Below are 21,502 nucleotides of genomic sequence, written 5' to 3' on the forward strand. Positions count from 1 at the left end.
TAGGCGCTGCCGAAGGCTGCGATCTTTTGATCCAGACCTGCCAGGCAATAAAAAGCCCCGACGGATCGGGGCTTTGGGTGACGCTGTAGACTTACTCGCCGATGGCGGCCTTGTAGCCCGCGGCATCAAGCAGCTTGTCCAGATCGCCAGCGTTACTTGGCTTGAGCTTGAAGATCCAGGCACCGTACGGGTCGGAGTTGAGCAACTCGGGCGAGCCGCTCAGGTCTTCGTTGACCGCAATCACTTCACCGGCTATCGGGGAATAGATGTCGGAAGCGGCTTTGACCGACTCAACGACACCGGCTTGATCTTCAGCAGCGAAGACTTTTCCGACTTCGGTCAGCTCGACGAATACCACATCGCCCAAGGCTTCCTGAGCGTGATCGCTGATGCCCACGGTGACGGTGCCATCGGCTTCCAGACGGGCCCATTCGTGACTTTCGGCAAAACGCAGGTCGGCAGGGATATCGCTCATGTTCTGTGTCCTCAAGAAAATTGTCAGCGGTCTTTGCCCGCCAGAAAAGGTTAGATCAAGGTTTTGCCATGGCGTACGAAGGTCGGTTTGACCACTCGGACCGGGTACCATTTGCCACGGATTTCCACTTCAGCGCGGTCGGCAGTCGCCATCGGCACGCGCGCCAGTGCAATCGACTTGCTAAGCGTAGGAGAGAAACTACCACTGGTGATCTCCCCTTCGCCAACATTGGCGATGCGGACCACTTGATGAGCGCGCAAAACCCCGCGCTCCTCAAGGACCAGACCGACCAGTTTGTGTTGTACGCCGCCGGCGCGTTCGGCTTCCAGGGCAGCACGGCCGATGAACTGACGAGCGGCCGGCTCCCACGCAATGCTCCAGGCCATGTTCGAGGCCAGCGGCGAAACGTCTTGATGAATGTCCTGACCGTAGAGGTTCATGCCGGCTTCGACACGCAACGTATCCCGCGCCCCGAGCCCGATCGGCGAAATACCCGCGCCCACCAGATCGTTGAAGAAGCCCGGCGCCTGATCGGCCGGCAGAATGATTTCCAGCCCGTCTTCGCCGGTGTAACCGGTGCGCGCGATGAACCAGTCACCGTCAGGCTGACCTTCGAACGGCTTGAGTAGCTGGATCAGGTTGCCGCGAGACTGGGTGACCAGCTCAGAGATTTTGTGTCGGGCATGCGGGCCTTGTATGGCCAGCATCGCCAGCTCCGAGCGCTCGATGAGCTGCACATCGAAGCCGACAAGATGAGCCTGCATCCACGCCAGGTCCTGATCGCGGGTAGAGGCGTTGACCACCAGGCGATACCCGTCATCGAGGCGGTAGACGATCATGTCGTCGACGATACCGCCGCGCTCATTGAGCATGGTGCTGTACAAGGCACGGCCGGGGCTGTGCAGGCGCTCGACGTCATTGGCCAGCAAATGCTGAAGCCAGGCCTTGGCCTGAGCGCCGCTGACATCGATCACGGTCATGTGGGATACATCGAAAACCCCGCAGTCGCGGCGCACCTGATGGTGTTCCTCGACCTGCGAGCCGTAATGCAGAGGCATATCCCAACCGCCAAAATCGACCATCTTCGCGCCGAGGGCGAGATGAAGGTCATACAGAGGCGTACGCTGTCCCATGGGTTTCTCCTTCCGGGCGTGGCGAGGGTGCGGGCCAGTGCTGCACGGGGTGAAAGCCTTGAATTAGAAGGCTTTCAGCCGATTTCAGCGACCGGGTCTGTAGGACGGACCGCACCGAATGCCGCGCATTGTAGCCTCAAGGTGTAGGACTGACACCTAGGTGTTTCGATGCGCCGAACGTCGAATCAATCCGATGACCGGTAATAACCCGACCAGAACCAGCGTCAACGCCGGCAACGACGCCCTCGCCCACTCGCCTTCGCTGGTCATTTCAAAGATGCGCACGGCCAGCGTGTCCCAGCCAAACGGGCGCATCAGCAAGGTCGCGGGCATTTCCTTGAGCACATCAACGAACACCAGCAGCGCAGCACTCAATGTGCCGGGCAGCAATAACGGCAGATACACTTTGAAAAACAGTCGTGGCCCACTGACCCCAAGGCTACGTGCCGCTTCGGGCAAAGATGGCCGTATTCGCGCCAAACTGCTTTCCAGCGGCCCATAGGCCACCGCAATGAAACGCACCAGATAGGCCAGCAACAAGGCCGACAGACTGCCCAGCAGTAAAGGTTTTCCGGCTCCGCCCAACCATCCCGACAGCGGAATCACCAGCTCGCGATCCAGATAACTGAAGGCCAGCATGATCGACACCGCCAGCACCGAACCCGGCAACGCATAGCCGAGGTTGGCCAGGCTGACACCGGAGCGAATCGCCCGGGTCGGCGCCAGGCGCCGGGCAAACGCCAGCACCAGCGCAACGCTGACAGTGATCAACGCCGCCATGCCGCCCAGATACAGCGTATGAACAATGAGCCCGGCGTACCGCTCATCCAGGTCGAAGCGCCCGCGCTGCCAGAACCACACCACCAGTTGCAGCACCGGAATGACGAACGCGCAGGCAAACACCAGCCCACACCAACTCATCGCCGCCAACGCCTTGAAACCGCGCAGGTGATACAACGCCTTGACCCGCGGCCGCTCGTTGCTCGCCCGATTGGCACCCCGGGCACGGCGCTCGCCGTACAGCACGAGCATCACCACCAACAGCAACAGACTGGCCAATTGCGTGGCGGTGGAAAGGCTGAAAAAGCCATACCAGGTTTTGTAGATGGCGGTCGTGAAGGTGTCGAAATTGAATACCGACACGGCACCGAAATCCGCCAGGGTTTCCATCAGCGCCAACGCAACGCCAGCACCAATGGCCGGCCGCGCCATCGGCAGGGCGACTCGCCAGAACGCTTGCCACGGCGATTGCCCCAGGACTCGCGCCGCTTCCATCAAGCCTTTGCCCTGCGCGAGGAACGCGGTGCGTGCCAACAGGTAAACGTAGGGATAAAAGACCAGCACCAGAACGAGGATGACACCGCCCGTGGAACGCACTCGCGGCAAACGCAGGCCGGTGCCGAACCATTCGCGCATCAGGGTTTGTACGGGACCGGAGAAATCCAGCAGGCCGACGAAAACGAAAGCCAGCACGTAGGCGGGAATGGCGAACGGCAGCATCAACGCCCAATCCAGCCACTTTCTGCCGGGAAACTCACAAAGGCTGGTGAGCCAGGCAAGACTGACGCCCAACAGCGTGACACCGACACCGACGCCGAACACCAGGGTCAGCGTGTTGCCCAGCAGCCGCGGCATCTGGGTGTCCCAGAGGTGCGACCAGATTTGATGATCGATGGCTTGCCAGGACAGCAACAAAACGCTGAGGGGCAGCAGGACCAGCGCAGCGATGGCGAAGACCAGGGGATACCAGCGGCGTTGGGCGGGGTGGGCCAAGGAGGTCTCTCGCAGGGAAATCGTGAAGTGTAGGGAAAACGCAAAAAGATCGCAGCCTTCGGCAGCTCCTACATTGGGATGGTGTACACCCGGTAGGAGCTGCCGAAGACTGCGATCTTTTGCTCTTTAAAGCCGCAGACTCAGTTCCAGCCAGCTCGATCCATCAAGCGAATCGCTTCGGCCTGACGTTTGCCGGCGACTTCCACAGGCAACGTATCGGCGACGAACTTGCCCCAGGCGGCGACTTCCGCGGACGGCGGTACCGCAGGATTGGCCGGGAATTCCTGGTTCACGTCGGCAAAGATCTTCTGCGCCTCAGGCGTGGTCATCCACTCCACCAGGGCCTTGGCGGCTTCCGGATGCGGCGCGTACTTGGTCAGGCCGATGCCGGACAGGTTCACATGCACGCCACGATCACCCTGATTCGGCCAGAACAGCTTCACCGCCAGATCGGGCTTCTGCTTGTGCAGACGGCCGTAGTAGTAGGTGTTGACGATGCCAACGTCGCATTGGCCGGCGTTGATTGCTTCCAACACCGCGACATCATCGGAGAATACGTCGGTGGACAGGTTGTTGACCCAGCCCTTGAGGATCTTTTCGGTTTTCTCGGCACCATGCACTTCGATCATGGTGGCAGTCAGGGACTGGTTGTAGACCTTCTTCGCCGTACGCAGGCACAGGCGACCTTCCCAATTCTTGTCGGCCAGACCTTCGTAAGTGCTCAACTCGCCCGGCTTCACCCGCTCCGTGGAGTAAGCGATGGTCCGCGCCCGCAGGCTCAGGCCGGTCCAGGCATGAGAAGCCGCGCGGTATTGCAGCGGAATGTTGGCGTCGATGGTTTTCGAGGTGAACGGTTGCAGGATGCCCATCTGCTCCGCTTGCCACAGGTTGCCGGCGTCGACGGTCAGCAGCAGGTCGGCGGTGGCATTCTCGCCCTCGGCCTTGATGCGCTGCATCAGCGGCGCTTCCTTGTCGGTGATGAACTTCACCTGCACACCGGTTTTCGCGGTGTAGGCATCGAACACCGGTTTGATCAGCTCGTCGATACGCGAGGAGTAAACCACCACCTCGTCAGCGGCCTGGGTGGCAGTGCTGCCGATCAGGGTCAGGGCGAGTGCGGTCAGTAGACGCTTCGGTGCCAACATGTGAGCGATCTCTCGATTGGAAAAGTAAGACCAAATGATAAGGACTCACATTTAGGTTCTCAATCGATCAGTTGGCGGAGAAGTTACCAGATGTTGCATGGCATGAGACATGGGATCGTTTTACCGGCCCCTTCGCGGGCAAGCCCGCGATGAGGCCATCAGCCGCAGTGAAAATATCAAGCCTTGGCAAGTGCCGGCAAATCCCCGATCAACCCCAGCGCCTCACGCACAAACAACGCCTTGGCCTCCGGCATCTGGTCAATCATCTTCAACCCGGCATTACGCAGCCAGCGCACCGGCAACGGATCTGCCTGGAACAACCGCTCGAAGCCTTCCATCGCCGCCATCAACGCCAGATTGTGCGGCATGCGCCGACGCTCGTAGCGGCTCAGCACTTTCACGTCGGCCAACCGTTCGCCACGCTCTGCCGCTTGCAGCAGCACTTCGGCGAGCACGGCGGCATCGAGGAAACCGAGGTTCACGCCCTGCCCGGCCAACGGGTGAATGGTGTGCGCCGCATCGCCGATCAGCGCCAGGCCTTCAGCCACGTAGCGCTTTGCATGGCGCTGGCGCAGCGGCACGCACAGCCGTGGATCGGCGCTTAGAACCGAACCCAAACGGCCCTCAAAGGCTTGCTCCAACTCGCGACAGAAACCTTCATCATCCAGCGCCATCAAGCGTTCGGCCTCACTCGGCGTGGTCGACCAGACGATCGAACACCAATCCTGCCGACCGTCCCGCTCCAGAGGCAGAAACGCCAATGGACCATGATCGGTGAACCGTTGCCAGGCCGTCATCTGGTGGGGTTGTGAGCTGCGCACGCTGGTGACGATTGCGTGGTGCAGATAATCCCACTCGCGCGTGGCCACGCCGGTCAGGCGCCGCACCGCCGAGTTGGCACCGTCCGCCGCGATCACCAAAGGCGCACGCAAGGTGCGACCATCGGCCAGGGTCAGCAGCCAGTCGTCACCGGAGCGGCGCATTTGTTCCAGACGCGCATTGGCCAGCATTCCCAGGTCGCAGTCGTGCAAGCGGTCGAGCAAAGCATCCTGAACCACGCGGTTCTCGACGATATGCCCGAGCACCTCGGCGTGAACGCTGGAGGCCGAGAAGTGGATTTGCCCGGTGCCGCTGCCGTCCCAGACGTGCATGTCGGTGTAAGGACTGCTGCGCCGGCTGGCGATGCCATCCCAGACCCCCAGCCGTTCGAGAATCCGCTGGCTGGCGGCCGACAAGGCGCTCACTCGCGGTTCGAACGGCGCCTGCCCGTCGAAGGGTTTGACGCTCATCGGGCTGCCGTCCAGCAGCAGGACTTCCAGCCCGCTGTCCTGCAACGCCAGCGCCAGGGCGCTGCCGACCATTCCGGCCCCGACAATCAGCAGATCTGCGCGCATTTCCATGCTTTAAGCCTGTCTCGCTTGCGGCTTGAGCCGCACGTAAAGGGTTTTCCGGACACGGGCCACCAGGGTGCCGGCGCCGTCGTGGATATCGACCTGCAATTGCGGCAGGTATTTTTCGCCGTTCGCCGTTTGTTGGCGGATCTCGTCGAGCAAGGTTTCGTCGATCCTGAAACTGGCGAACACCGGACCTTTGCCCGGCGAGATGAAATCGATGTCCGCCGCTTTGTCCCAGACGATGAACCGACGGCCGAGGTTTTCCATCAACATCAACATATAGAACGGATCGACCATCGAATACAGGCTGCCACCGAACTGAGTGCCGACGTTATTGCGGTTGTACCAGCCCAACCCCATGGACACCTTGATGTCCCGGAAGTCATCGCTGATGTGCCGCACGCGGACCCCGGCGCCAAGGTACGGCGGGTAGAACGTCATGAACCAGCGCAACAATCGTGCCTTGCCGAACCGGCTCGTCAACCACTCAAGCATCGGGACGCGTACCCAGGCCCATGGCCTGCCGGGCGAACCAACGCTTGGCCGGTGGCAGCAGATCGAGTCCGAGCAGGCCGATGTTTCGGCCCAGCGAGACCAGCGGTTGAGTACTGCCGAACAACCGCGTGACCTGATCGGAAAATCCCACGGTCAGGTTTTGATCCAGACGCTGACGCTCGCGGTAAGCCTGCAAGGTCGCAAAGTCGCCGGGGGCTTTCTCGCTCGCGAGCAGCGCATCCGCCAACGCCTGCGCATCTCGCAGGGACAGGTTGAAACCCTGGCCGGCAATCGGGTGCAGGCTGTGAGCGGCGTTGCCGAGAATCGCCAGATGCGGACGCACCTGCTCTTCGGCTTCAATCAGTGTCAGCGGGTAAAGATGCCGCGCGCCGACCTGTTTCAAGGTGCCGAGGCGATAACCGAACACGCCCTGCAATTCGCTGAGGAAACTGCGTTCATCCAGGGCGGCCAGCCGTTGCGCGTCCATGCCCAGACGGGTCCAGACCAGGGCACAGCGGTTTTCCGGCAGCGGCAACAACGCCATCGGGCCATCGTCGGTGAAACGTTCGAAGGCCATGCCGTTGTGCGCTTCGCTCGGGGTGATGTTGGCGATCAGCGCACTCTGGTTGTACGGGCGTTGTTTGATACCAATCCCCAGTTGCTCGCGCAGGCCGGAACGGCCGCCATCCGCCAGCACCGCGAGGTCGCATTCCAGGGTGGTTTCATCATTGAGGGTCAGGCGATAGCCATCGGTCAGCGGCTCCATGCGCGTGACTTCCGCCGGGCAGCGCCAGGTGACCACGTCCTTGTCCAGACCTTGCCAGAGGCATTGGCCGAGCCAGGCGTTTTCCACCACATAGCCCAGCGCCGGCACGCCCTCTTCCATCGCCGACAATCGCGCGGTGGAGAAACGACCACGGTCGGAGACGTGGATCTGCTTGATCGGCTCCGCGCGGCGGGAGATTTCCTGCCACGCGCCCAACCGTTGATAAATCTGCTTGGCGCCGTAGGACAACGCCGAGGACCGGGCATCATAGCTCGGTTGGTAGGTGTGGCCGGGGGCAAACGGCTCGATCAGCACGATCTTCCAGCCGCGAGCCTTGGCCCCGGCCTGCAGCGCCAATGCCAGGCTCGCGCCGACCAGGCCGCCACCAATGATTGCAAGATTGATTCGACTCATGCCGCTTTTGTCCGCGCTTCAGCCATCAAGGCCTCGATCTCGGCGACCGTTTTCGGTACGCCGCTGGTCAGGATTTCACAGCCGGTTTTGGTGACCACGACGTCGTCCTCGATGCGCACGCCAATGCCGCGCCATTTCTTCGCTACGTTCTGGTTGTCCGGGGCAATGTAGATCCCCGGCTCCACGGTCAGCGCCATGCCGACTTCCAGCACGCGCCATTCGCCGCCGACCTTGTACTCGCCGACGTCATGCACATCCATGCCCAGCCAGTGGCCGGCGCGATGCATGTAAAACGCTTTATAGGCTTCGCTGGCGATCAACTCGTCGACGTCGCCCTGCAACAAACCCAGTTTCACCAGCCCGGCAGTGATGACTTTAACCGTGGCTTCGTGCGCCTGGTTCCAGTGTTTGTTCGGGGCGATTTCGGCAAATGCCGCTTCCTGGGAAGCCAGCACCAACTCGTAGATCGCCTTCTGTTCCGCGGAATACTTGCCGTTGACCGGCCAGGTGCGCGTAATGTCGCTGGCGTAGCAGTCGATCTCGCAACCGGCGTCGATCAGCACCAGATCGCCGTCCTTGAGCACCGCGTCGTTCTGCTGGTAATGCAGGATGCAGCTGTTGCGCCCGGCCGCGACGATCGAACCATAGGCCGGCATCTTCGCCCCGCCCTTGCGGAACTCGTAATCGAGCTCGGCTTCCAGACTGAACTCATGCAACCCGGCCCGGCAGGCCTGCATCGCACGGATATGCGCCTGAGCGGAAATCCGCGCGGCTTCGCGCATCACCTTCACTTCTGCCGCCGATTTATACAGACGCATGTCGTGCAGCAGATGATCCAGGGCAACGAATTCGTTCGGCGGCTGGGCGCCGAGGTGCGCCTTGGAGCGGATCACGTTGATCCAGTCCATCAGGTGCCGATCGAATTCCGGATTGCTGCCCATGGCCGAATACACCCGGTCGCGGCCTTCGATCAGGCCCGGCAGGATGTCGTCGATGTCGGTAATGGGGAAAGCATCATCAGCACCGAAGTCGCGGATCGCGCCTTCCTGACCGGCGCGCAGGCCGTCCCAGAGTTCTCGCTCGGCGTTGCGTTCACGGCAGAACAGCAGGTATTCGCCATGCTCACGACCCGGCATCAGCACGATAACGGCTTGCGGCTCAGGGAAACCGCTGAGGTACTGGAAGTCACTGTCCTGGCGGTAAACGTGCTCGACATCGCGATTGCGGATGGCAACCGCGGCGGCGGGCAAAATGGCGATGCTGTTGGGTTCCATCTGCGCCATCAAGGCCTTGCGGCGACGGCTGTATTCCGATTTCGGGATATGAATCATGGGCAGATGGCTTTTCCTGGCTCGCGATTAATGCAACGACGGTTTGGCGGCAGCCGGCGCGTCCGGCTTTTTGGTTTCGGAGAACAGCAGCAGCGGTGCGACGCGCAGGTACTCCATGACTTCCATGTAGTCGCTTTCGCCATCGTCGGACTCTTCCAGCGCGTCTTGCACCTGGGCGATGGCCGCCAGATCCTGCAACACTTCGGTGGCCTCGGTGCTCAGCATGCTGCTGTCACGGCAGTTCAGGCCGAAACCGCTGAGGAAGCCCTGGCACCATTGGCCCAGTGCCGCGGCACGATCAGCCAGCGGCTCGTCATCGGTCGGCAGCAGCAGAACGACGGTCACGTCGTCGCCGGTGAGCTCGCCCTTGACCATCTCTTGCAGGCCGATCAAGGCATTGCGAACGTTGTCTTGCGGCTCGCCTTCTAGCAGCTCGGCGGCATCGACCAGCCAGCCTTCGGCATCGAAACCGGCACCGGCGCAGCTGCGGCCGAGCAGCAGGCCATGCAGTTCGGCAGGCGAGACGTTATGACCGCTGGAAGTCAGCAGGGTGGCGAAGGCTTTGTACGGGGAATTCTGAATGGGCATGGGCAGCTAGGCGCCAGACGGCGCTATGTCTAGAATGAAGGCCTTGTATCCTACATCGACAGACTCGCCAAGACTATTAAAGGCTGTCCGCCAGCTACCACCCATCAGATGAATCTCAGTGGACAAAATGGAAGACACCGACCTGCAAGCGCTGATGGCCAGACTCGAACTGCTAATTAGCCGAGTCGAGCAACTTAAGAGTCAAAACGGACTCCTACTAGCTCAGGAAAAGACCTGGCGCGAGGAACGCGCGCACCTCATTGAAAAAAACGAAATCGCGCGGCGTAAGGTCGAATCGATGATTTCGCGCCTCAAGGCCCTGGAGCAAGACTCATGAGTTCAAGCAATAGCGTTACCGTGCAGATCCTCGACAAAGAATACTCGATCATCTGCCCCCAGGAAGAGCGCAGCAATCTGGTGAGCGCTGCCCGTTACCTGGACGGCAAGATGCGTGAAATCCGCAGCAGCGGCAAAGTCATCGGCGCCGATCGCATCGCCGTGATGGCCGCGCTGAACATCACGCACGACCTTCTGCATAAGCAAGAAAGTCCGGATGTACAGGTCAGCGGCTCGACCCGTGAGCAGGTTCGCGACCTGCTGGATCGCGTCGATCTGGTGCTTGCCACCGATCCGGACGTCACCAAGGGCTGATTCGCCGGACCGCTTGGGTTATACTCGCAGCACTCCCTGGGGTGCTTGCCAGTTGACCACGTCCCTGAGCCGATTCGCACTACCCTGGAGGCTGCACGTTGGGCTGGTGTGCATGTCCGCTAGACGGAAAGCCTTAAAGCCTACTGCATCTTCCACCTTGAACTTTCGGGTTCAAGGGCTAAGTCAGCAGCGGTTCATCCGGGGAGCCTGATTCCAGTCCGATGCCGGTTCAATACCGGCATCGGCTTTTTTACGGGTACGCTTTGTGTACCCGCACTGCCGAAGCCAGAATCCATGACCGAACCTGCGCTGCTGCCCCGCCCGCAACTTCGACGCATGCTGCGCAAGGCCCGCCGCGCACTGACACCCAGTCAACAGCGCCAGGCCGCTCGCGGGCTGTACAAGCAATTGTCCCAGCAGCCGTTGTTTCGGCGCGCAAAACATATCTCCCTGTACCTGCCCACCGACGGTGAAATCGACCCGCGTCTGTTGCTGCGCGCCGCGCAACGTCGAGGCAAGGCGACTTATTTGCCGGTGCTCAGTGCTTGGCCGCGAACCAAAATGGTGTTCCAGCGAATTCGCCCCGGCGAAAAACTCAGGCCCAACCGTTTTCGCATTCTCGAACCCCGGCACAACCTCGCCCGGCAACGCAAAGTCTGGGCCCTCGACCTGGTGCTGTTGCCGTTGGTGGGATTCGACGATGTCGGCGGGCGACTCGGCATGGGTGGCGGTTTTTACGATCGAAGCCTGGCGTACCTGGCGCGACGGAAAAACTGGCGCAAGCCGACGCTGTTAGGGCTGGCCCATGAATGTCAGAAGGTCGAACGATTGGCTCAAGCGAGCTGGGATGTGCCGCTGCAAGGAACGGTGACGGACAAGGCCTGGTATTACGCAGGCTAGACGCCACTGGAATCAGCGGCGTCGAAAAGCAGGTTCAGCGTTTGAAGGCCGACGGCTGTTGTTGCTGCGCGATTTCAACCGGCGCATCGGTCTTGTTGTTCCACAGGCTTTGGGCATAGCCCGTGGTCACGACGCCAAGGCCGAACAAAATAACCAATATCCATAGTAAATCCGGTTTGCGTTTCATCGATTGCCCCCCAAAGGCACATCAACACGATGACAGCAGCGGTTTCCGTTGTAGGTGTAGGCCGTGCAGCAGCGTCAAGCTTAGAAGGCCGGCATTTTGCGACAACGTGAACCGACACGCAAACGCTGGCGTCAACCGACTGTCGGTTTGTCATAAAATTGCCCGACAACTTGCCCACCCGATTCGCAAGGAGCAAAAACCATGGCCTATTGGCTGATGAAATCCGAGCCCGACGAACTCTCGATCAAAGGTCTGGAGAGGCTTGGCAAAGCGCGCTGGGACGGGGTTCGCAACTACCAGGCGCGGAATTTTCTGAGGGCCATGGCGGTCGGCGACGAGTTCTTCTTCTACCATTCCAGCTGCCCTGAGCCCGGGATTGCCGGGATCGGCAAGATTGTCGAAGCGGCCTATCCGGACCCGACCGCACTGGAGCCCGAGAGTCATTACTACGACCCGAAGGCCACCGCCGAGAAAAACGCCTGGAGTGCGATCGATGTGGCCCACGTCGAAACGTTCACGAACGTCCTGAAACTCGACTACCTGAAACAGCAAACCGCGCTGGCCGAGATGCCCCTGGTGCAGAAAGGTTCGCGGCTGTCAGTGATGCCAGTAACCGCCGAGCAATGGGCGGCGGTCCTCGATTTACGTTAAATAAGGCAGAACCACCCGGTCATTCTCTTTTCCCCGCCCAATAGGGTTAGGCTTGACCCTCAGTTGACTGGCATCAAATCGCCTTGGCGTTTGATCAGCCAGACTAGGACGTAACATACGCAGGATGCTCGCATGTCTACGCACAGCCGCTCTTCGATTTTTTTTGCCGGTTCTTTAATGGTTCTGCTCCTGGCCGCCGGCGGTTTTGGCTACTGGAAGTCGATGCATGACCGTCTGCCCGAAGGCCTGTATGTCGGCAACGGCCGCCTCGAAGCCACCGAAGTGCAGATCGCCAGCAAAACACCGGGGCGACTGGCCGAGGTGCTCGTCGACGAAGGCGACAAAGTCACCAAGGGCCAACTGCTGGCCCGGATGGACACTCGCACCCTTGAAGCCCAACGCCGCCAGGCGGAAGCAGAAGTGTTGCGCACCCGGGAAAACCTCGCCGCCGCACAAGCCAACGTGCAATTGCGCCTGAGCGAACAACTGCTCGCTCAACAGGAACTCAATCGCTCCCAGACGCTGTTCAAGCATGGTTTCGTCAGCGGTCAGATCATCGATCAACAGCAGGCGCGTATCGGCACCGGCAATGCCGCCGTCGCCGCCGCTCGCGCGCAAGAGTCCGCGGTGGGTGCGGCGATTGGCGCCGCTCAGGCACAAGTCGCACAGTTGACCAGCGAAATCGATGACAGCAGTTTGCGAGCCCCCATCGACGGGGTGATCCAGCTGCGCATGGCCGAGCCCGGCGAAGTGTTGGGCGCCGGCGGGCGCGTATTGCTGCTGATCGACCCAAACGATCAATACATGAACCTCTACCTCCCGGCCTCCGTAACCGGGCGCTTGGCCGTTGGCGACGAAGCGCGGATTTTGCTCGATGCCCTGCCTGATCACCCATTGCCGGCAAAAATCAGCTTTGTGGCAGCCAAGTCGCAATTCACCCCTAAAGAAGTCGAGACTCGCGACGAGCGGCAAAAACTGGTATTCCGCGTCAAGTTACGCCTGACTGATCCCAGCGCCCTGCCCCAGGCCAAACCCGGCATGCCCGGTGCCGGCTATGTGCGCACCGCCTCTGTTGGCTGGCCGGCCAATCTGCAATGACCGAACTGGCGGTTCATGCGACCGGCATCAATCATCGCTACGGCAAACAACAGGCGCTGAGTGATATCGCGTTCAGCCTGCCCGCCGGGACCCGTTGCGGCCTGATCGGCCCCGATGGCGCCGGCAAATCGAGCCTGCTGGGGCTGATCGCCGGGGTGAAAACGCTGCAGCAAGGACAATTGGAGGTGCTCGGCGGCTCGATCCAGGATCGTCGCCATCGCAACACCCTCTATGCGCGCATCGCCTTCATGCCCCAAGGCCTGGGCGGCAACCTTTATCCAGAGCTGTCGATCAGCGAGAACATCCACTTTTTCGCTACCCTGTTTGGCCTGTCAAAAGCCGAATGCGATCAGCGCATGCGCAATCTGTTACTGGCTACCGACCTTCTGCGTTTTGCCGATCGCCCCGCCGGCAAACTGTCCGGCGGCATGAAGCAGAAGCTGGGCCTGTGTTGTGCGTTGATCCATGAGCCGGACCTGCTGATCCTCGACGAACCGACCACCGGCGTCGACCCCTTGTCCCGTCGACGTTTCTGGGAGTTGGTAGACGATGTGCGGCGTCAGCGGCCGCAACTGACACTGCTGGTCGCCACCGCGTACATGGAAGAGGCCGAGCAGTTTGAACATTGCCTGATGCTCGACGGCGGCAAGCTGATTGCCACGGGCTTGAGCAAGGAATTGGCGGCAGTCACCTCGAGCGGCAAACTCGACGAAGCCTTCACCCACTATCAGGGCGACAGTACCCACGACAATCAGCCCCTGGTAATTCCGCCTCGAACCGGCACCACCTCCGACATCGCCATCGAAGCCCACGATCTGACCCTGCGTTTCGGCGACTTCACGGCTGTAGACAACGTCAGCTTTGCCATCGGTCGCGGCGAAATTTTCGGCTTCCTCGGCTCCAATGGCTGCGGCAAGACCACCACCATGAAAGTCCTCACCGGGCTGATGCCCGCCAGTGAAGGCAGTGCCACGCTGCTGGGCAACCCGGTGAACGCCAAGGACCTGGCCACCCGCAAACGGGTCGGGTTCATGTCCCAGAGTTTTTCGCTGTATGGCGAACTCAGCGTGCGGCAGAACCTGGATTTGCACGCACGGCTGTTCGATCTGCCAAAAACCGACAGCGCGCAACGCATTGACGAGCTGATCCAGCGCTTCAATCTGGGCAGTGTTTGCGATCAACAGTCCGGGGCGTTGCCTTTGGGCTTGCGCCAACGGCTGTCACTGGCGGTGGCGGTGCTGCATCGTCCGGAAGTATTGATCCTCGACGAACCGACTTCCGGCGTCGATCCGGCGGCACGGGACGACTTTTGGCGACTGCTGATCGAGCTGTCGCGCGAGCAAGGCGTGACGATTTTCCTCTCCACTCATTTCATGAACGAAGCCCAGCGTTGCGATCGCATCTCGCTGATGCACGCTGGCAAAGTGCTTGCCTGCGATACGCCAGCAGCGCTTCAACAGCAGTACAAGGGCGAGACGCTGGAAGCTGCATTCGTCACGTGCCTGGAACAGGCCCAGGACACCCCTGAGCCTTCAAAACCTTCAGAGCCTGCGAATGCGCCCGCCATGCCGGCGCTGCCAACCAAGGATCGCGGTTTCAGCCCAGGACGCCTGTGGGCGGTGGCGAGTCGTGAAGGTAAGGAACTGCTGCGCGACAAAGTGCGGATGGCCTTCGCCCTGCTGGGGGCCATTTTCATGATGGTGATTTTCGGCTACGGCATTTCTCTGGACGTAGAGCAACTCGCCTTCGCCGTCTATGACCAGGATCAGACGCCACAAAGCCGCGCCTATCTGGAAGCCTTTCGCGGCTCTCGGTACTTCGACGAGCAGCCCCCCATCCGCGATGCCAAAGAGCTGCATCGCCGCCTGCAGCGCTCGGAAATCAAACTGGCGCTAGAGATTCCACCCGGTTTTGGCCGGGATCTGTACGCCGGGCGTCAACCGGCCGTGGCAGCCTGGCTCGATGGCGGCATGCCGTTTCGCGCCGAGACCAGCCGTAACTACGTCGAGGCGGTGCACCAGGCCAATATCGAACAACTGGCCGAACAGAGCAGCCCCGCGCGGAACCGGCCAGCCGCCGCCCGACTGGAAACCCGCTTCCGCTACAACCAGGACGTGGTCAGCGTCAACGCCATCGGCCCCGGGGTCATGGCGCTGATCCTGGCGTTCATCCCCGCCATGCTGACGGCGCTGGGCATCGTGCGCGAGAAGGAACTGGGGTCAATCACCAACTTCTATGCCACGCCGCTGACCCGGCTCGAATTTCTGCTGGGCAAACAGGCACCGTATCTGGCTGTCAGCCTGATCAACCTCGCGGTACTGGTCGCGATGAACCGATGGCTGTTCGGGGTGCCGTTCAAGGGCAGCTTCCTGACGCTGACCTTCGGCGGGCTCCTTTATGTGCTGGCGACAACCAGCATGGGCCTGTTGATCTCGGCATTCACCCGAACCCAGATCGCCGCCATTCTCGGCACCATGATCATCACCAGCCTGCCGACCATCCAGTTTTCCGGACTGATCGTGCCGCGCTCATCCCTCGAAGGCGCGGCGGCAGTAATGGGGATGCTGTTTCCAGCCGGTTACTTCCTCGACATCGCCGTCGGCACGTTTACCAAAGCGCTGGACCTGCGACAGTTATGGCCGCAATGCCTCGCATTGTTCGGGTTCTTCCTCGCATTCACCGGGCTCAGCCTGGTCATGCTGAAAAAGCAGGAGGTCTGATGCATAAGCTCGCGCACATCCTGCGCCTGGGTCTCAAGGAACTCACCAGCCTGCGGCATGACAGCGTCCTGCTCCTGTTCCTCTTTTACGCCTTTACGGTTGCGATCTACATGCCGGCGGCGGGCTCGGTGATCGGCGTGCATAACGCCAGCGTGGCCATCGTCGACGAAGATCACAGCCTGCTGTCGCGACAACTGACGCAGGCGCTGCAACCTCCGGAATTCCAACGCCCGGTCCCGCTGCCATATGAGCAACTGGACCAGGTCATGGACAGTGGCCAGTACACCTTTGTCATCAATGTACCGGCGAGTTTTCAGACGGATCTGCTGGCCGGTCGTCAACCCGCCGTGCAAGTCAACGTCGACGCCACCGCCATGAGTCAGGCGTTCATGGGCGCGGGCTACATCGGACGAATTTTCCAGCGCGAATTGTTGAATTACAGCGGCCAGAGCGATGTGGCGAGTAAAGCACCGGCGCTGCTGACCACTCGCGCGATGTTCAACACCAATCTGGAAGGCGGCTGGTTTCTGGCGGTGATCCAGATCGTCAACAACATCACCATCCTTGCCATCATCTTGACCGGCACCGCACTGCTGCGTGAACGCGAACACGGCACCCTCGACCATTTACTGGTGCTGCCGCTGACGGCACTTGAAATCATGCTGGCGAAAATCTGGAGCAACATGCTGGTGGTGGTGCTGTGCACCTGGCTGTCGCTGGAGGTCATTGTCAAAGGCGCGCTGGGCGTGCCGCTGGCCGGCTCCCTGAGCCTGTTTCTGCTGGTGACCGCGGTTTACCTGTTCGCCAGCACGGCGCTGGGGATTTTTCTCGCGACCCTGGCTCGCTCAACGCCCCAATTCGGTCTGCTGGCGATTCCAGTGATCATCCCGATGTTGCTGCTGTCCGGTGGCAGCACGCCGCTGGACAGCATGCCGCAATGGCTGCAGTGGGTGATGCAGGGCTCGCCGTCGACGCATTTTGTCAGCCTGAGCGCCGCGATACTGTTTCGCGACGCCGGCATCACTGTCGTCTGGCCCGATTTGCTGGCGCTTACGGCCATCGGCCTGCTGTTTTTCGCGATTGCGCTGATGCGGTTTCGCAAGAGCCTGGCGTCCTGAGAGACCGTGTCGCCCCTATTGCGAGATGGCTCGCGAAGAGGCTCCCCCGACGGCAAAGGACTTACTGAATGATGAGGTTGTTGAACAACAAATCCTCAACCACCGGCTTGCCGGTTTCATCGTTCATGATCTGCTGGGTCTGCTTCAACGCTTCCTGACGCAGCTTTTCCTTGGCCTCGACGTTGTTCATCGCCTCGGTCGTCTGCTGGGCAAACAGCGCCACCAGCTGATTACGAATCAGCGGCTCGTTGGCTTTCACCAGCTGGGTCGCTTCATCGCCCGTCACCCGCAGTGCCACATCAGCCTTGTAGACCTTGAGCTTCGGCGTGCCGTCCAGCCCATAGTTACCCACGAACGGCGGGCTCAGGGTGATGTAGTTAACCTTTGGGGCTGCACCTTCTTTGGCTTCTTCAGCCACTGCTGCCACAGGCAGAGACAGGGCCAGCAACAACATGATCCACGCTTTCACAATTCGCTCCTTATCCGGTTTGCGGCCTAGCATAACGACCCGCCACGCAAGCACAAGCTTATGGCTGACTATCAGGGCGGGGCATGCTCGTTGACCCGTCGACTCACACACCTACACTTATCGGCCATCACTCCCAAAGGAATAGCCCTGATGAAAGCCGTGCTGTGCAAAGCCTTCGGCCCTGCCGAATCGCTGGTGCTGGAAGAGGTCGCCAGCCCTGTCGCGAAGAAGAATGAAATCCTACTGGAGGTGCACGCCGCCGGGGTGAATTTCCCGGACACGCTGATCATCGAGGGCAAATACCAGTTCAAGCCGCCCTTCCCGTTTTCCCCGGGTGGCGAAGCGGCCGGCGTGGTCAGCGCAGTGGGCGAGAAAGTCAGCCACCTGAAAGTCGGTGACCGGGTCATGGCGCTGACCGGTTGGGGCAGTTTCGCCGAGCAGGTCGCCGTTCCAGGCTACAACGTGCTGCCGATCCCGCCCTCCATGGACTTCAACACCGCCGCGGCTTTCAGCATGACGTACGGCACCTCGATGCACGCGCTCAAGCAACGCGGCAACCTGCAACCGGGTGAAACCCTGCTGGTGCTGGGTGCGTCCGGCGGTGTTGGCCTGGCCGCCGTGGAAATCGGCAAAGCCATGGGCGCCCGCGTGATCGCCGCCGCCAGCAGCGCCGAAAAGCTAGCGGTGGCCAAGGCTGCGGGCGCCGATGAACTGATCAACTACAGCGAAACCAGCCTCAAGGACGAAATCAAACGCCTGACCGACGGCCAGGGCGCCGACGTGATCTACGACCCGGTCGGTGGCGACCTGTTCGACCAGGCCATCCGCGCCATTGCCTGGAACGGCCGGTTACTGGTGGTCGGCTTCGCCAGCGGGCGCATTCCGGAATTTCCTGTGAACCTCGCACTGCTCAAGGGCGCAGCGGTGGTTGGCGTGTTCTGGGGTTCGTTTGCTCAACGCCAGCCGCAGGACAACGCGGCGAACTTCCAGCAGCTGTTTAGCTGGTTTGCCGAGGGCAAGTTGAAGCCGCTGGTGTCGCAGGTGTATCCGCTGAGCAATGCGGCGCAAGCGATCAATGATCTTGGCCAGCGCAAGGCGGTCGGGAAAGTGGTGGTGCAGGTTCGCTGAATCGTAGCAGGATGCAAAAAGGCCAGAACAACTGATGAGGTTGCTCTGGCCTTTTCGATACATGACTGGATAACAGACATCGCTCCAGGTTTTCAATCAAAGCAACTCGCGAATTTCCTCCGGTAGAAAACGCACATACCGTGACGCCTGATGCGTATTACAACGCCGAATAATCGAAGGCACGCTCTTGTTGAGTTTAGCGATGAGCTCCAGACGTCTCGCCTCCGGCAATTGCGTAGGGGCAAGAGAGTGGGTCAGGTAACTGCGCGTCCAGCTGAACACCGGCATGTCCACCCACGAGTAGTCTGCAAGCCGCAGTGCTGCCTTGGCGACCTCACCACAACTCAACTTTTTCAACTCCTCGTTGGCATGAATCGGCATCTTGTCGTCCAGCCTGAACACCATCGGCGCGACCACCTGGATTTGCGCGGGTCGCTCGATGGAAACCTCCCAAGGCTTGTATCGCCATTGGCTCACCGCCGTTCGGGAGGCTTCGACAAGGTCGGGATGAGCGTCCTTTGAAGCCTCTACCTGATTCACCGATCCGTCGGCATGGACGGTAAAACTGACATTCAGCGCGCCGGTTATACCGCTTCGGGAAAGTGCTACAGGGTAAACCGGCTTGGGATTGTTCTCCGGAATCAGGAACACCTCGCCAGCCCTGACTTCGATGGACAAAACCAACAAAAGCACACACAAAAACCACCGCATAACTCCCACTCCTTCGCGACTGAAAAGCCAGATCTGGCAACCGCAGAAAGGTTAAGGCTCGATGATTTTTTACATAACGCCATGGCTTCCCCTTTAGACGCAGGACGTTTCCCAAAGCCCTGCCCTACTCCGGACAAAAGCACGTCATCAAGGATCGTCAGGTAACAATTCCCACAGCGCCCTTCATTTATACCTGAGCGACATGTTCGTAAAAGAACATGTGATCTCCAACATTTCCGCTGTTTCGTCGATGCGAACCAGTGCTATTTTCGGTAACGAAACTGTAACATTCGCATCCGCAGTCAAAACAAGAAAACTGGAGCTCTTGAATGTTTGCTTTCTTTCGTCCTGCCGCACATCAGGCTCCATTGCCTGAAGAAAAAATAGACAGCGCCTACCGACGTCATCGCTGGCAGATCTTCGCCGGCATCTTCATCGGCTACGCGGGTTACTACCTGCTGCGCAAAAACTTCTCCCTGGCCATGCCCTATCTGATCGAGGAGGGTTACACCCGCGGTGAGCTGGGCCTGGCGTTGTCGGCCATTGCTATCGCCTACGGCTTGTCCAAGTTCCTGATGGGCATTGTCTCCGACCGTTCCAACCCGCGTTTCTTCCTGCCATTCGGCTTGCTGGTTTCGGCCGGTGTGATGTTCATTTTCGGTTTCGCGCCCTGGGCCACGTCCAGCGTGACCATCATGTTCATCCTGCTGTTTATCAATGGCTGGGCGCAGGGCATGGGTTGGCCGCCGAGTGGACGGACCATGGTGCACTGGTGGTCGCAGAAGGAACGCGGTGGCGTGGTGTCGTTGTGGAACGTGGCGCATAACGTGGGCGGTGGCCTGATTGGTCCGCTGTTCCTGCTGGGTATGGGCCTGTTCAATGACTGGCACGCAGCGTTCTATGTGCCGGCTGCAGTGGCCATGGCCGTCGCGGTGTTTGCTTTCGCCACCATGCGTGACACGCCGCAATCGGTCGGCCTGCCACCGATCGAGAAGTACAAGAACGATTACCCGGAAGGCTACGACGCCAGTCACGAAGAAGAATTCAGCGCCAAGGAAATCTTCGTCAAATACGTGCTGCGCAACAAAATGCTCTGGTACATCGCAATGGCCAACGTCTTTGTCTACCTGCTGCGCTACGGCGTGCTGGACTGGGCACCGACCTACCTCAAGGAAGCCAAGGGCTTCAGCGTGGACAAAACCTCGTGGGCGTATTTCCTCTACGAGTGGGCAGGTATTCCCGGGACACTGTTGTGCGGCTGGATGTCGGACAAGATCTTCCGTGGCAACCGTGGCCTGACCGGCATGGTGTTCATGGCGCTGGTGACCGTAGCGACACTGGTGTATTGGCTCAACCCGGCCGGCAACCCGACGGTCGACATGATTGCGCTGATCTCGATCGGTTTCCTGATCTACGGTCCGGTGATGCTGATCGGCTTGCAAGCGCTGGAACTGGCACCGAAGAAGGCCGCTGGTACGGCTGCGGGCTTCACCGGTCTGTTCGGTTACCTGGGGGGTTCGGTCGCGGCCAGTGCAGCCATGGGCTACACCGTGGACCATTTCGGCTGGGACGGCGGTTTCGTCTTGCTGATCGGTGCGTGCCTGCTGGCGATGGCGTTCCTTGCGCCAACGTTGTGGCACAAGCAGATCGCCAGTCAGACCCGCGAAGCCATCGCCTGATCGCTTTTTGATTTGCAGCGCTTGAGCCGCGCCTCCAGATTCCGGTCTGGCATGGCGTGGCTACGCAGGGCGTTGGCGGTCTGCTCGACATAATCGCGAGTGGTGCCGTAACGCCCGCAAGCGTTTTCGAACACGTGGCTCAGTACGTGATCCGGCAAGTTGCCGGCGTAGCTGGGCAGGTGTCGCTCTAACACGAATCCCAATGCCTGAACCTGGCTTCCGTCTTCGAGACGGCAGTTGAGCCAGTGTGGGCGATAGGACGGGAATGGCATTTCGCGTTGCCATAATGCATACAGCGAAGCTTCGAGTTGCTCTTCAGGCAAACGATAAGCGAAGCCGCTGCAAGAGCCGCCGCGATCCAGGCCAAACACCAGCCCTGGCACTTCCGGCGTGCCGCGATGTTCGTGGGACCACAGATACAAACCGCGATGATAGCCATGCACCCGACCGCGAACGCGTTCAACTGCCGCGCATTCAGGGCGCCAGATCAGCGAGCCATAAGCGAACAGCCAGACCGGCCCACCCTTGTGGCGCGCCATGGTCGACTGCATCGAACTGAGCAATTGTTCGTGTGTAAGCTGCGGCCCCAGATCGAGCCGCGGAGGATAAGCCAGATTCATGAAAGCAGATTCAATGGCGCTCATGGCGAATAGCGTTCAGCTCCCCGCGGGTGATG

General features: G+C 60.4%; 22 protein-coding genes and 1 other RNA gene. 10 read left to right on the top strand and 13 right to left on the bottom strand.

Going from position 1 to position 21,502, the window contains the following annotated elements; all coding sequences use genetic code 11:
- Window positions 1-91: 91 nt before the first annotated feature.
- The 9 genes from gcvH to ACM1ZW_RS07555 form a co-directional block, all read right to left on the bottom strand.
- Complete coding sequence (gene gcvH / locus ACM1ZW_RS07515) at window positions 92-475, bottom strand: glycine cleavage system protein GcvH (protein ID WP_017341378.1); 384 nt, start codon at window positions 473-475, stop codon at window positions 92-94.
- Window positions 476-525: 50 nt separating this feature from the next.
- Window positions 526-1,608, bottom strand: coding sequence for a glycine cleavage system aminomethyltransferase GcvT (gene gcvT / locus ACM1ZW_RS07520; protein ID WP_017341379.1), 1,083 nt, complete (start codon window positions 1,606-1,608; stop codon window positions 526-528).
- A 156-nt stretch (window positions 1,609-1,764) separates the two neighbouring features.
- Window positions 1,765-3,381, bottom strand: coding sequence for an ABC transporter permease (locus tag ACM1ZW_RS07525; RefSeq protein WP_017341380.1), 1,617 nt, complete (start codon window positions 3,379-3,381; stop codon window positions 1,765-1,767).
- A gap of 140 nt (window positions 3,382-3,521) precedes the next feature.
- On the bottom strand, window positions 3,522-4,526 hold the full coding sequence (locus ACM1ZW_RS07530) for an extracellular solute-binding protein (RefSeq protein WP_017341381.1): 1,005 nt from the start codon (window positions 4,524-4,526) through the stop codon (window positions 3,522-3,524).
- A 176-nt stretch (window positions 4,527-4,702) separates the two neighbouring features.
- The gene (locus ACM1ZW_RS07535) at window positions 4,703-5,920 is read right to left on the bottom strand and encodes a 2-octaprenyl-3-methyl-6-methoxy-1,4-benzoquinol hydroxylase (RefSeq protein WP_193393011.1); all 1,218 of its coding nucleotides are present in this window, start codon (window positions 5,918-5,920) and stop codon (window positions 4,703-4,705) included.
- 9 nt (window positions 5,921-5,929) lie between these two features.
- Window positions 5,930-6,415: a DUF4442 domain-containing protein gene (locus tag ACM1ZW_RS07540; RefSeq protein WP_017341383.1), complete on the bottom strand. Its 486-nt coding sequence runs from the start codon at window positions 6,413-6,415 to the stop codon at window positions 5,930-5,932.
- Window positions 6,408-7,595 (bottom strand): 2-octaprenyl-6-methoxyphenyl hydroxylase, encoded by a 1,188-nt coding sequence (gene ubiH, locus ACM1ZW_RS07545; protein WP_414877921.1) that lies wholly within the window; start codon window positions 7,593-7,595, stop codon window positions 6,408-6,410. Before ubiH ends, ACM1ZW_RS07540 begins: the two co-directional genes overlap by 8 nt.
- On the bottom strand, window positions 7,592-8,926 hold the full coding sequence (gene pepP / locus ACM1ZW_RS07550; RefSeq protein ID WP_416740371.1) for a Xaa-Pro aminopeptidase: 1,335 nt from the start codon (window positions 8,924-8,926) through the stop codon (window positions 7,592-7,594). Before pepP ends, ubiH begins: the two co-directional genes overlap by 4 nt.
- A gap of 27 nt (window positions 8,927-8,953) precedes the next feature.
- Entirely contained in the window at window positions 8,954-9,514 is a 561-nt protein-coding gene (locus tag ACM1ZW_RS07555) for a YecA family protein (protein WP_017341386.1), read from the bottom strand.
- A 127-nt stretch (window positions 9,515-9,641) separates the two neighbouring features.
- Here ACM1ZW_RS07555 and ACM1ZW_RS07560 point away from each other — a divergent pair, with 127 nt between their 5' ends.
- The 4 genes from ACM1ZW_RS07560 (at window position 9,642) to ACM1ZW_RS07575 (ending at window position 11,065) form a co-directional block, all read left to right on the top strand.
- The gene (locus tag ACM1ZW_RS07560) at window positions 9,642-9,851 is read left to right on the top strand and encodes a TIGR02449 family protein (protein ID WP_007942437.1); all 210 of its coding nucleotides are present in this window, start codon (window positions 9,642-9,644) and stop codon (window positions 9,849-9,851) included.
- Window positions 9,848-10,165: a cell division protein ZapA gene (locus tag ACM1ZW_RS07565; RefSeq protein ID WP_017341388.1), complete on the top strand. Its 318-nt coding sequence runs from the start codon at window positions 9,848-9,850 to the stop codon at window positions 10,163-10,165. Before ACM1ZW_RS07560 ends, ACM1ZW_RS07565 begins: the two co-directional genes overlap by 4 nt.
- 30 nt (window positions 10,166-10,195) lie before the next feature.
- Window positions 10,196-10,374: non-coding RNA, 6S RNA (gene ssrS / locus ACM1ZW_RS07570), on the top strand.
- An 85-nt stretch (window positions 10,375-10,459) separates the two neighbouring features.
- Window positions 10,460-11,065 carry a 5-formyltetrahydrofolate cyclo-ligase gene (locus ACM1ZW_RS07575; protein WP_414877922.1) on the top strand — a complete coding sequence of 202 codons (606 nt, stop codon included), beginning with the start codon at window positions 10,460-10,462 and terminating at the stop codon, window positions 11,063-11,065.
- A gap of 34 nt (window positions 11,066-11,099) precedes the next feature.
- Here ACM1ZW_RS07575 and ACM1ZW_RS07580 read toward each other — a convergent pair whose 3' ends face one another.
- Window positions 11,100-11,252: a hypothetical protein gene (locus ACM1ZW_RS07580; protein WP_017341390.1), complete on the bottom strand. Its 153-nt coding sequence runs from the start codon at window positions 11,250-11,252 to the stop codon at window positions 11,100-11,102.
- A gap of 201 nt (window positions 11,253-11,453) precedes the next feature.
- Between ACM1ZW_RS07580 and ACM1ZW_RS07585 the strand changes: the two genes are divergently transcribed.
- From ACM1ZW_RS07585 to ACM1ZW_RS07600, 4 genes are all read left to right on the top strand, one after another.
- Complete coding sequence (locus tag ACM1ZW_RS07585) at window positions 11,454-11,903, top strand: EVE domain-containing protein (RefSeq protein ID WP_414877923.1); 450 nt, start codon at window positions 11,454-11,456, stop codon at window positions 11,901-11,903.
- 132 nt (window positions 11,904-12,035) lie between these two features.
- Window positions 12,036-13,001 carry an HlyD family secretion protein gene (locus tag ACM1ZW_RS07590; RefSeq protein WP_414884745.1) on the top strand — a complete coding sequence of 322 codons (966 nt, stop codon included), beginning with the start codon at window positions 12,036-12,038 and terminating at the stop codon, window positions 12,999-13,001.
- A complete protein-coding gene (rbbA, locus tag ACM1ZW_RS07595; protein ID WP_414877924.1) occupies window positions 12,998-15,721 on the top strand; it encodes a ribosome-associated ATPase/putative transporter RbbA in 2,724 nt (907 codons plus the stop codon). Before ACM1ZW_RS07590 ends, rbbA begins: the two co-directional genes overlap by 4 nt.
- Window positions 15,721-16,839, top strand: a complete 1,119-nt coding sequence (locus tag ACM1ZW_RS07600; protein WP_017341394.1) for an ABC transporter permease — start codon at window positions 15,721-15,723, stop codon at window positions 16,837-16,839. Before rbbA ends, ACM1ZW_RS07600 begins: the two co-directional genes overlap by 1 nt.
- A 61-nt stretch (window positions 16,840-16,900) precedes the next feature.
- Here the strand turns inward: ACM1ZW_RS07600 and ACM1ZW_RS07605 are convergent, their stop codons facing one another.
- Window positions 16,901-17,308 (bottom strand): flagellar basal body-associated protein FliL, encoded by a 408-nt coding sequence (locus tag ACM1ZW_RS07605; RefSeq protein WP_031319172.1) that lies wholly within the window; start codon window positions 17,306-17,308, stop codon window positions 16,901-16,903.
- Between the two features lie 150 nt (window positions 17,309-17,458).
- Between ACM1ZW_RS07605 and ACM1ZW_RS07610 the strand changes: the two genes are divergently transcribed.
- Entirely contained in the window at window positions 17,459-18,436 is a 978-nt protein-coding gene (locus ACM1ZW_RS07610) for an NADPH:quinone oxidoreductase family protein (RefSeq protein ID WP_416740372.1), read from the top strand.
- Window positions 18,437-18,532: 96 nt separating this feature from the next.
- On the opposite strand, the gene ACM1ZW_RS07615 is transcribed toward ACM1ZW_RS07610, so the two are convergent.
- Window positions 18,533-19,147: an energy transducer TonB gene (locus tag ACM1ZW_RS07615; RefSeq protein ID WP_414884748.1), complete on the bottom strand. Its 615-nt coding sequence runs from the start codon at window positions 19,145-19,147 to the stop codon at window positions 18,533-18,535.
- A gap of 329 nt (window positions 19,148-19,476) precedes the next feature.
- Between ACM1ZW_RS07615 and glpT the strand changes: the two genes are divergently transcribed.
- Window positions 19,477-20,826, top strand: coding sequence for a glycerol-3-phosphate transporter (glpT, locus tag ACM1ZW_RS07620; RefSeq protein ID WP_017341398.1), 1,350 nt, complete (start codon window positions 19,477-19,479; stop codon window positions 20,824-20,826).
- Here glpT and ACM1ZW_RS07625 read toward each other — a convergent pair.
- Window positions 20,802-21,470, bottom strand: coding sequence for a gamma-glutamylcyclotransferase (locus ACM1ZW_RS07625; protein WP_017341399.1), 669 nt, complete (start codon window positions 21,468-21,470; stop codon window positions 20,802-20,804). The two genes, glpT and ACM1ZW_RS07625, sit on opposite strands and share 25 nt — an antisense overlap.
- Window positions 21,471-21,502: the final 32 nt, after the last annotated feature.

The organism is Pseudomonas sp. NFX71, assembly GCF_048079215.1.
Lineage (GTDB): Bacteria > Pseudomonadota > Gammaproteobacteria > Pseudomonadales > Pseudomonadaceae > Aquipseudomonas > Aquipseudomonas fluorescens_B.

Coding starts and splice junctions, on each gene's coding strand:
- gcvH (WP_017341378.1), bottom strand. CDS start 475: ATGAGCGATATCCCTGCCGACCTGCGTTTTGCCGAAAGTCACGAATGG.
- gcvT (WP_017341379.1), bottom strand. CDS start 1,608: ATGGGACAGCGTACGCCTCTGTATGACCTTCATCTCGCCCTCGGCGCG.
- ACM1ZW_RS07530 (WP_017341381.1), bottom strand. CDS start 4,526: ATGTTGGCACCGAAGCGTCTACTGACCGCACTCGCCCTGACCCTGATC.
- ACM1ZW_RS07535 (WP_193393011.1), bottom strand. CDS start 5,920: ATGCGCGCAGATCTGCTGATTGTCGGGGCCGGAATGGTCGGCAGCGCC.
- ACM1ZW_RS07540 (WP_017341383.1), bottom strand. CDS start 6,415: ATGCTTGAGTGGTTGACGAGCCGGTTCGGCAAGGCACGATTGTTGCGC.
- ubiH (WP_414877921.1), bottom strand. CDS start 7,595: ATGAGTCGAATCAATCTTGCAATCATTGGTGGCGGCCTGGTCGGCGCG.
- pepP (WP_416740371.1), bottom strand. CDS start 8,926: ATGATTCATATCCCGAAATCGGAATACAGCCGTCGCCGCAAGGCCTTG.
- ACM1ZW_RS07555 (WP_017341386.1), bottom strand. CDS start 9,514: ATGCCCATTCAGAATTCCCCGTACAAAGCCTTCGCCACCCTGCTGACT.
- ACM1ZW_RS07560 (WP_007942437.1), top strand. CDS start 9,642: ATGGAAGACACCGACCTGCAAGCGCTGATGGCCAGACTCGAACTGCTA.
- ACM1ZW_RS07565 (WP_017341388.1), top strand. CDS start 9,848: ATGAGTTCAAGCAATAGCGTTACCGTGCAGATCCTCGACAAAGAATAC.
- ACM1ZW_RS07575 (WP_414877922.1), top strand. CDS start 10,460: ATGACCGAACCTGCGCTGCTGCCCCGCCCGCAACTTCGACGCATGCTG.
- ACM1ZW_RS07580 (WP_017341390.1), bottom strand. CDS start 11,252: ATGAAACGCAAACCGGATTTACTATGGATATTGGTTATTTTGTTCGGC.
- ACM1ZW_RS07585 (WP_414877923.1), top strand. CDS start 11,454: ATGGCCTATTGGCTGATGAAATCCGAGCCCGACGAACTCTCGATCAAA.
- ACM1ZW_RS07590 (WP_414884745.1), top strand. CDS start 12,036: ATGTCTACGCACAGCCGCTCTTCGATTTTTTTTGCCGGTTCTTTAATG.
- rbbA (WP_414877924.1), top strand. CDS start 12,998: ATGACCGAACTGGCGGTTCATGCGACCGGCATCAATCATCGCTACGGC.
- ACM1ZW_RS07600 (WP_017341394.1), top strand. CDS start 15,721: ATGCATAAGCTCGCGCACATCCTGCGCCTGGGTCTCAAGGAACTCACC.
- ACM1ZW_RS07610 (WP_416740372.1), top strand. CDS start 17,459: ATGAAAGCCGTGCTGTGCAAAGCCTTCGGCCCTGCCGAATCGCTGGTG.
- ACM1ZW_RS07615 (WP_414884748.1), bottom strand. CDS start 19,147: ATGCGGTGGTTTTTGTGTGTGCTTTTGTTGGTTTTGTCCATCGAAGTC.
- glpT (WP_017341398.1), top strand. CDS start 19,477: ATGTTTGCTTTCTTTCGTCCTGCCGCACATCAGGCTCCATTGCCTGAA.
- ACM1ZW_RS07625 (WP_017341399.1), bottom strand. CDS start 21,470: ATGAGCGCCATTGAATCTGCTTTCATGAATCTGGCTTATCCTCCGCGG.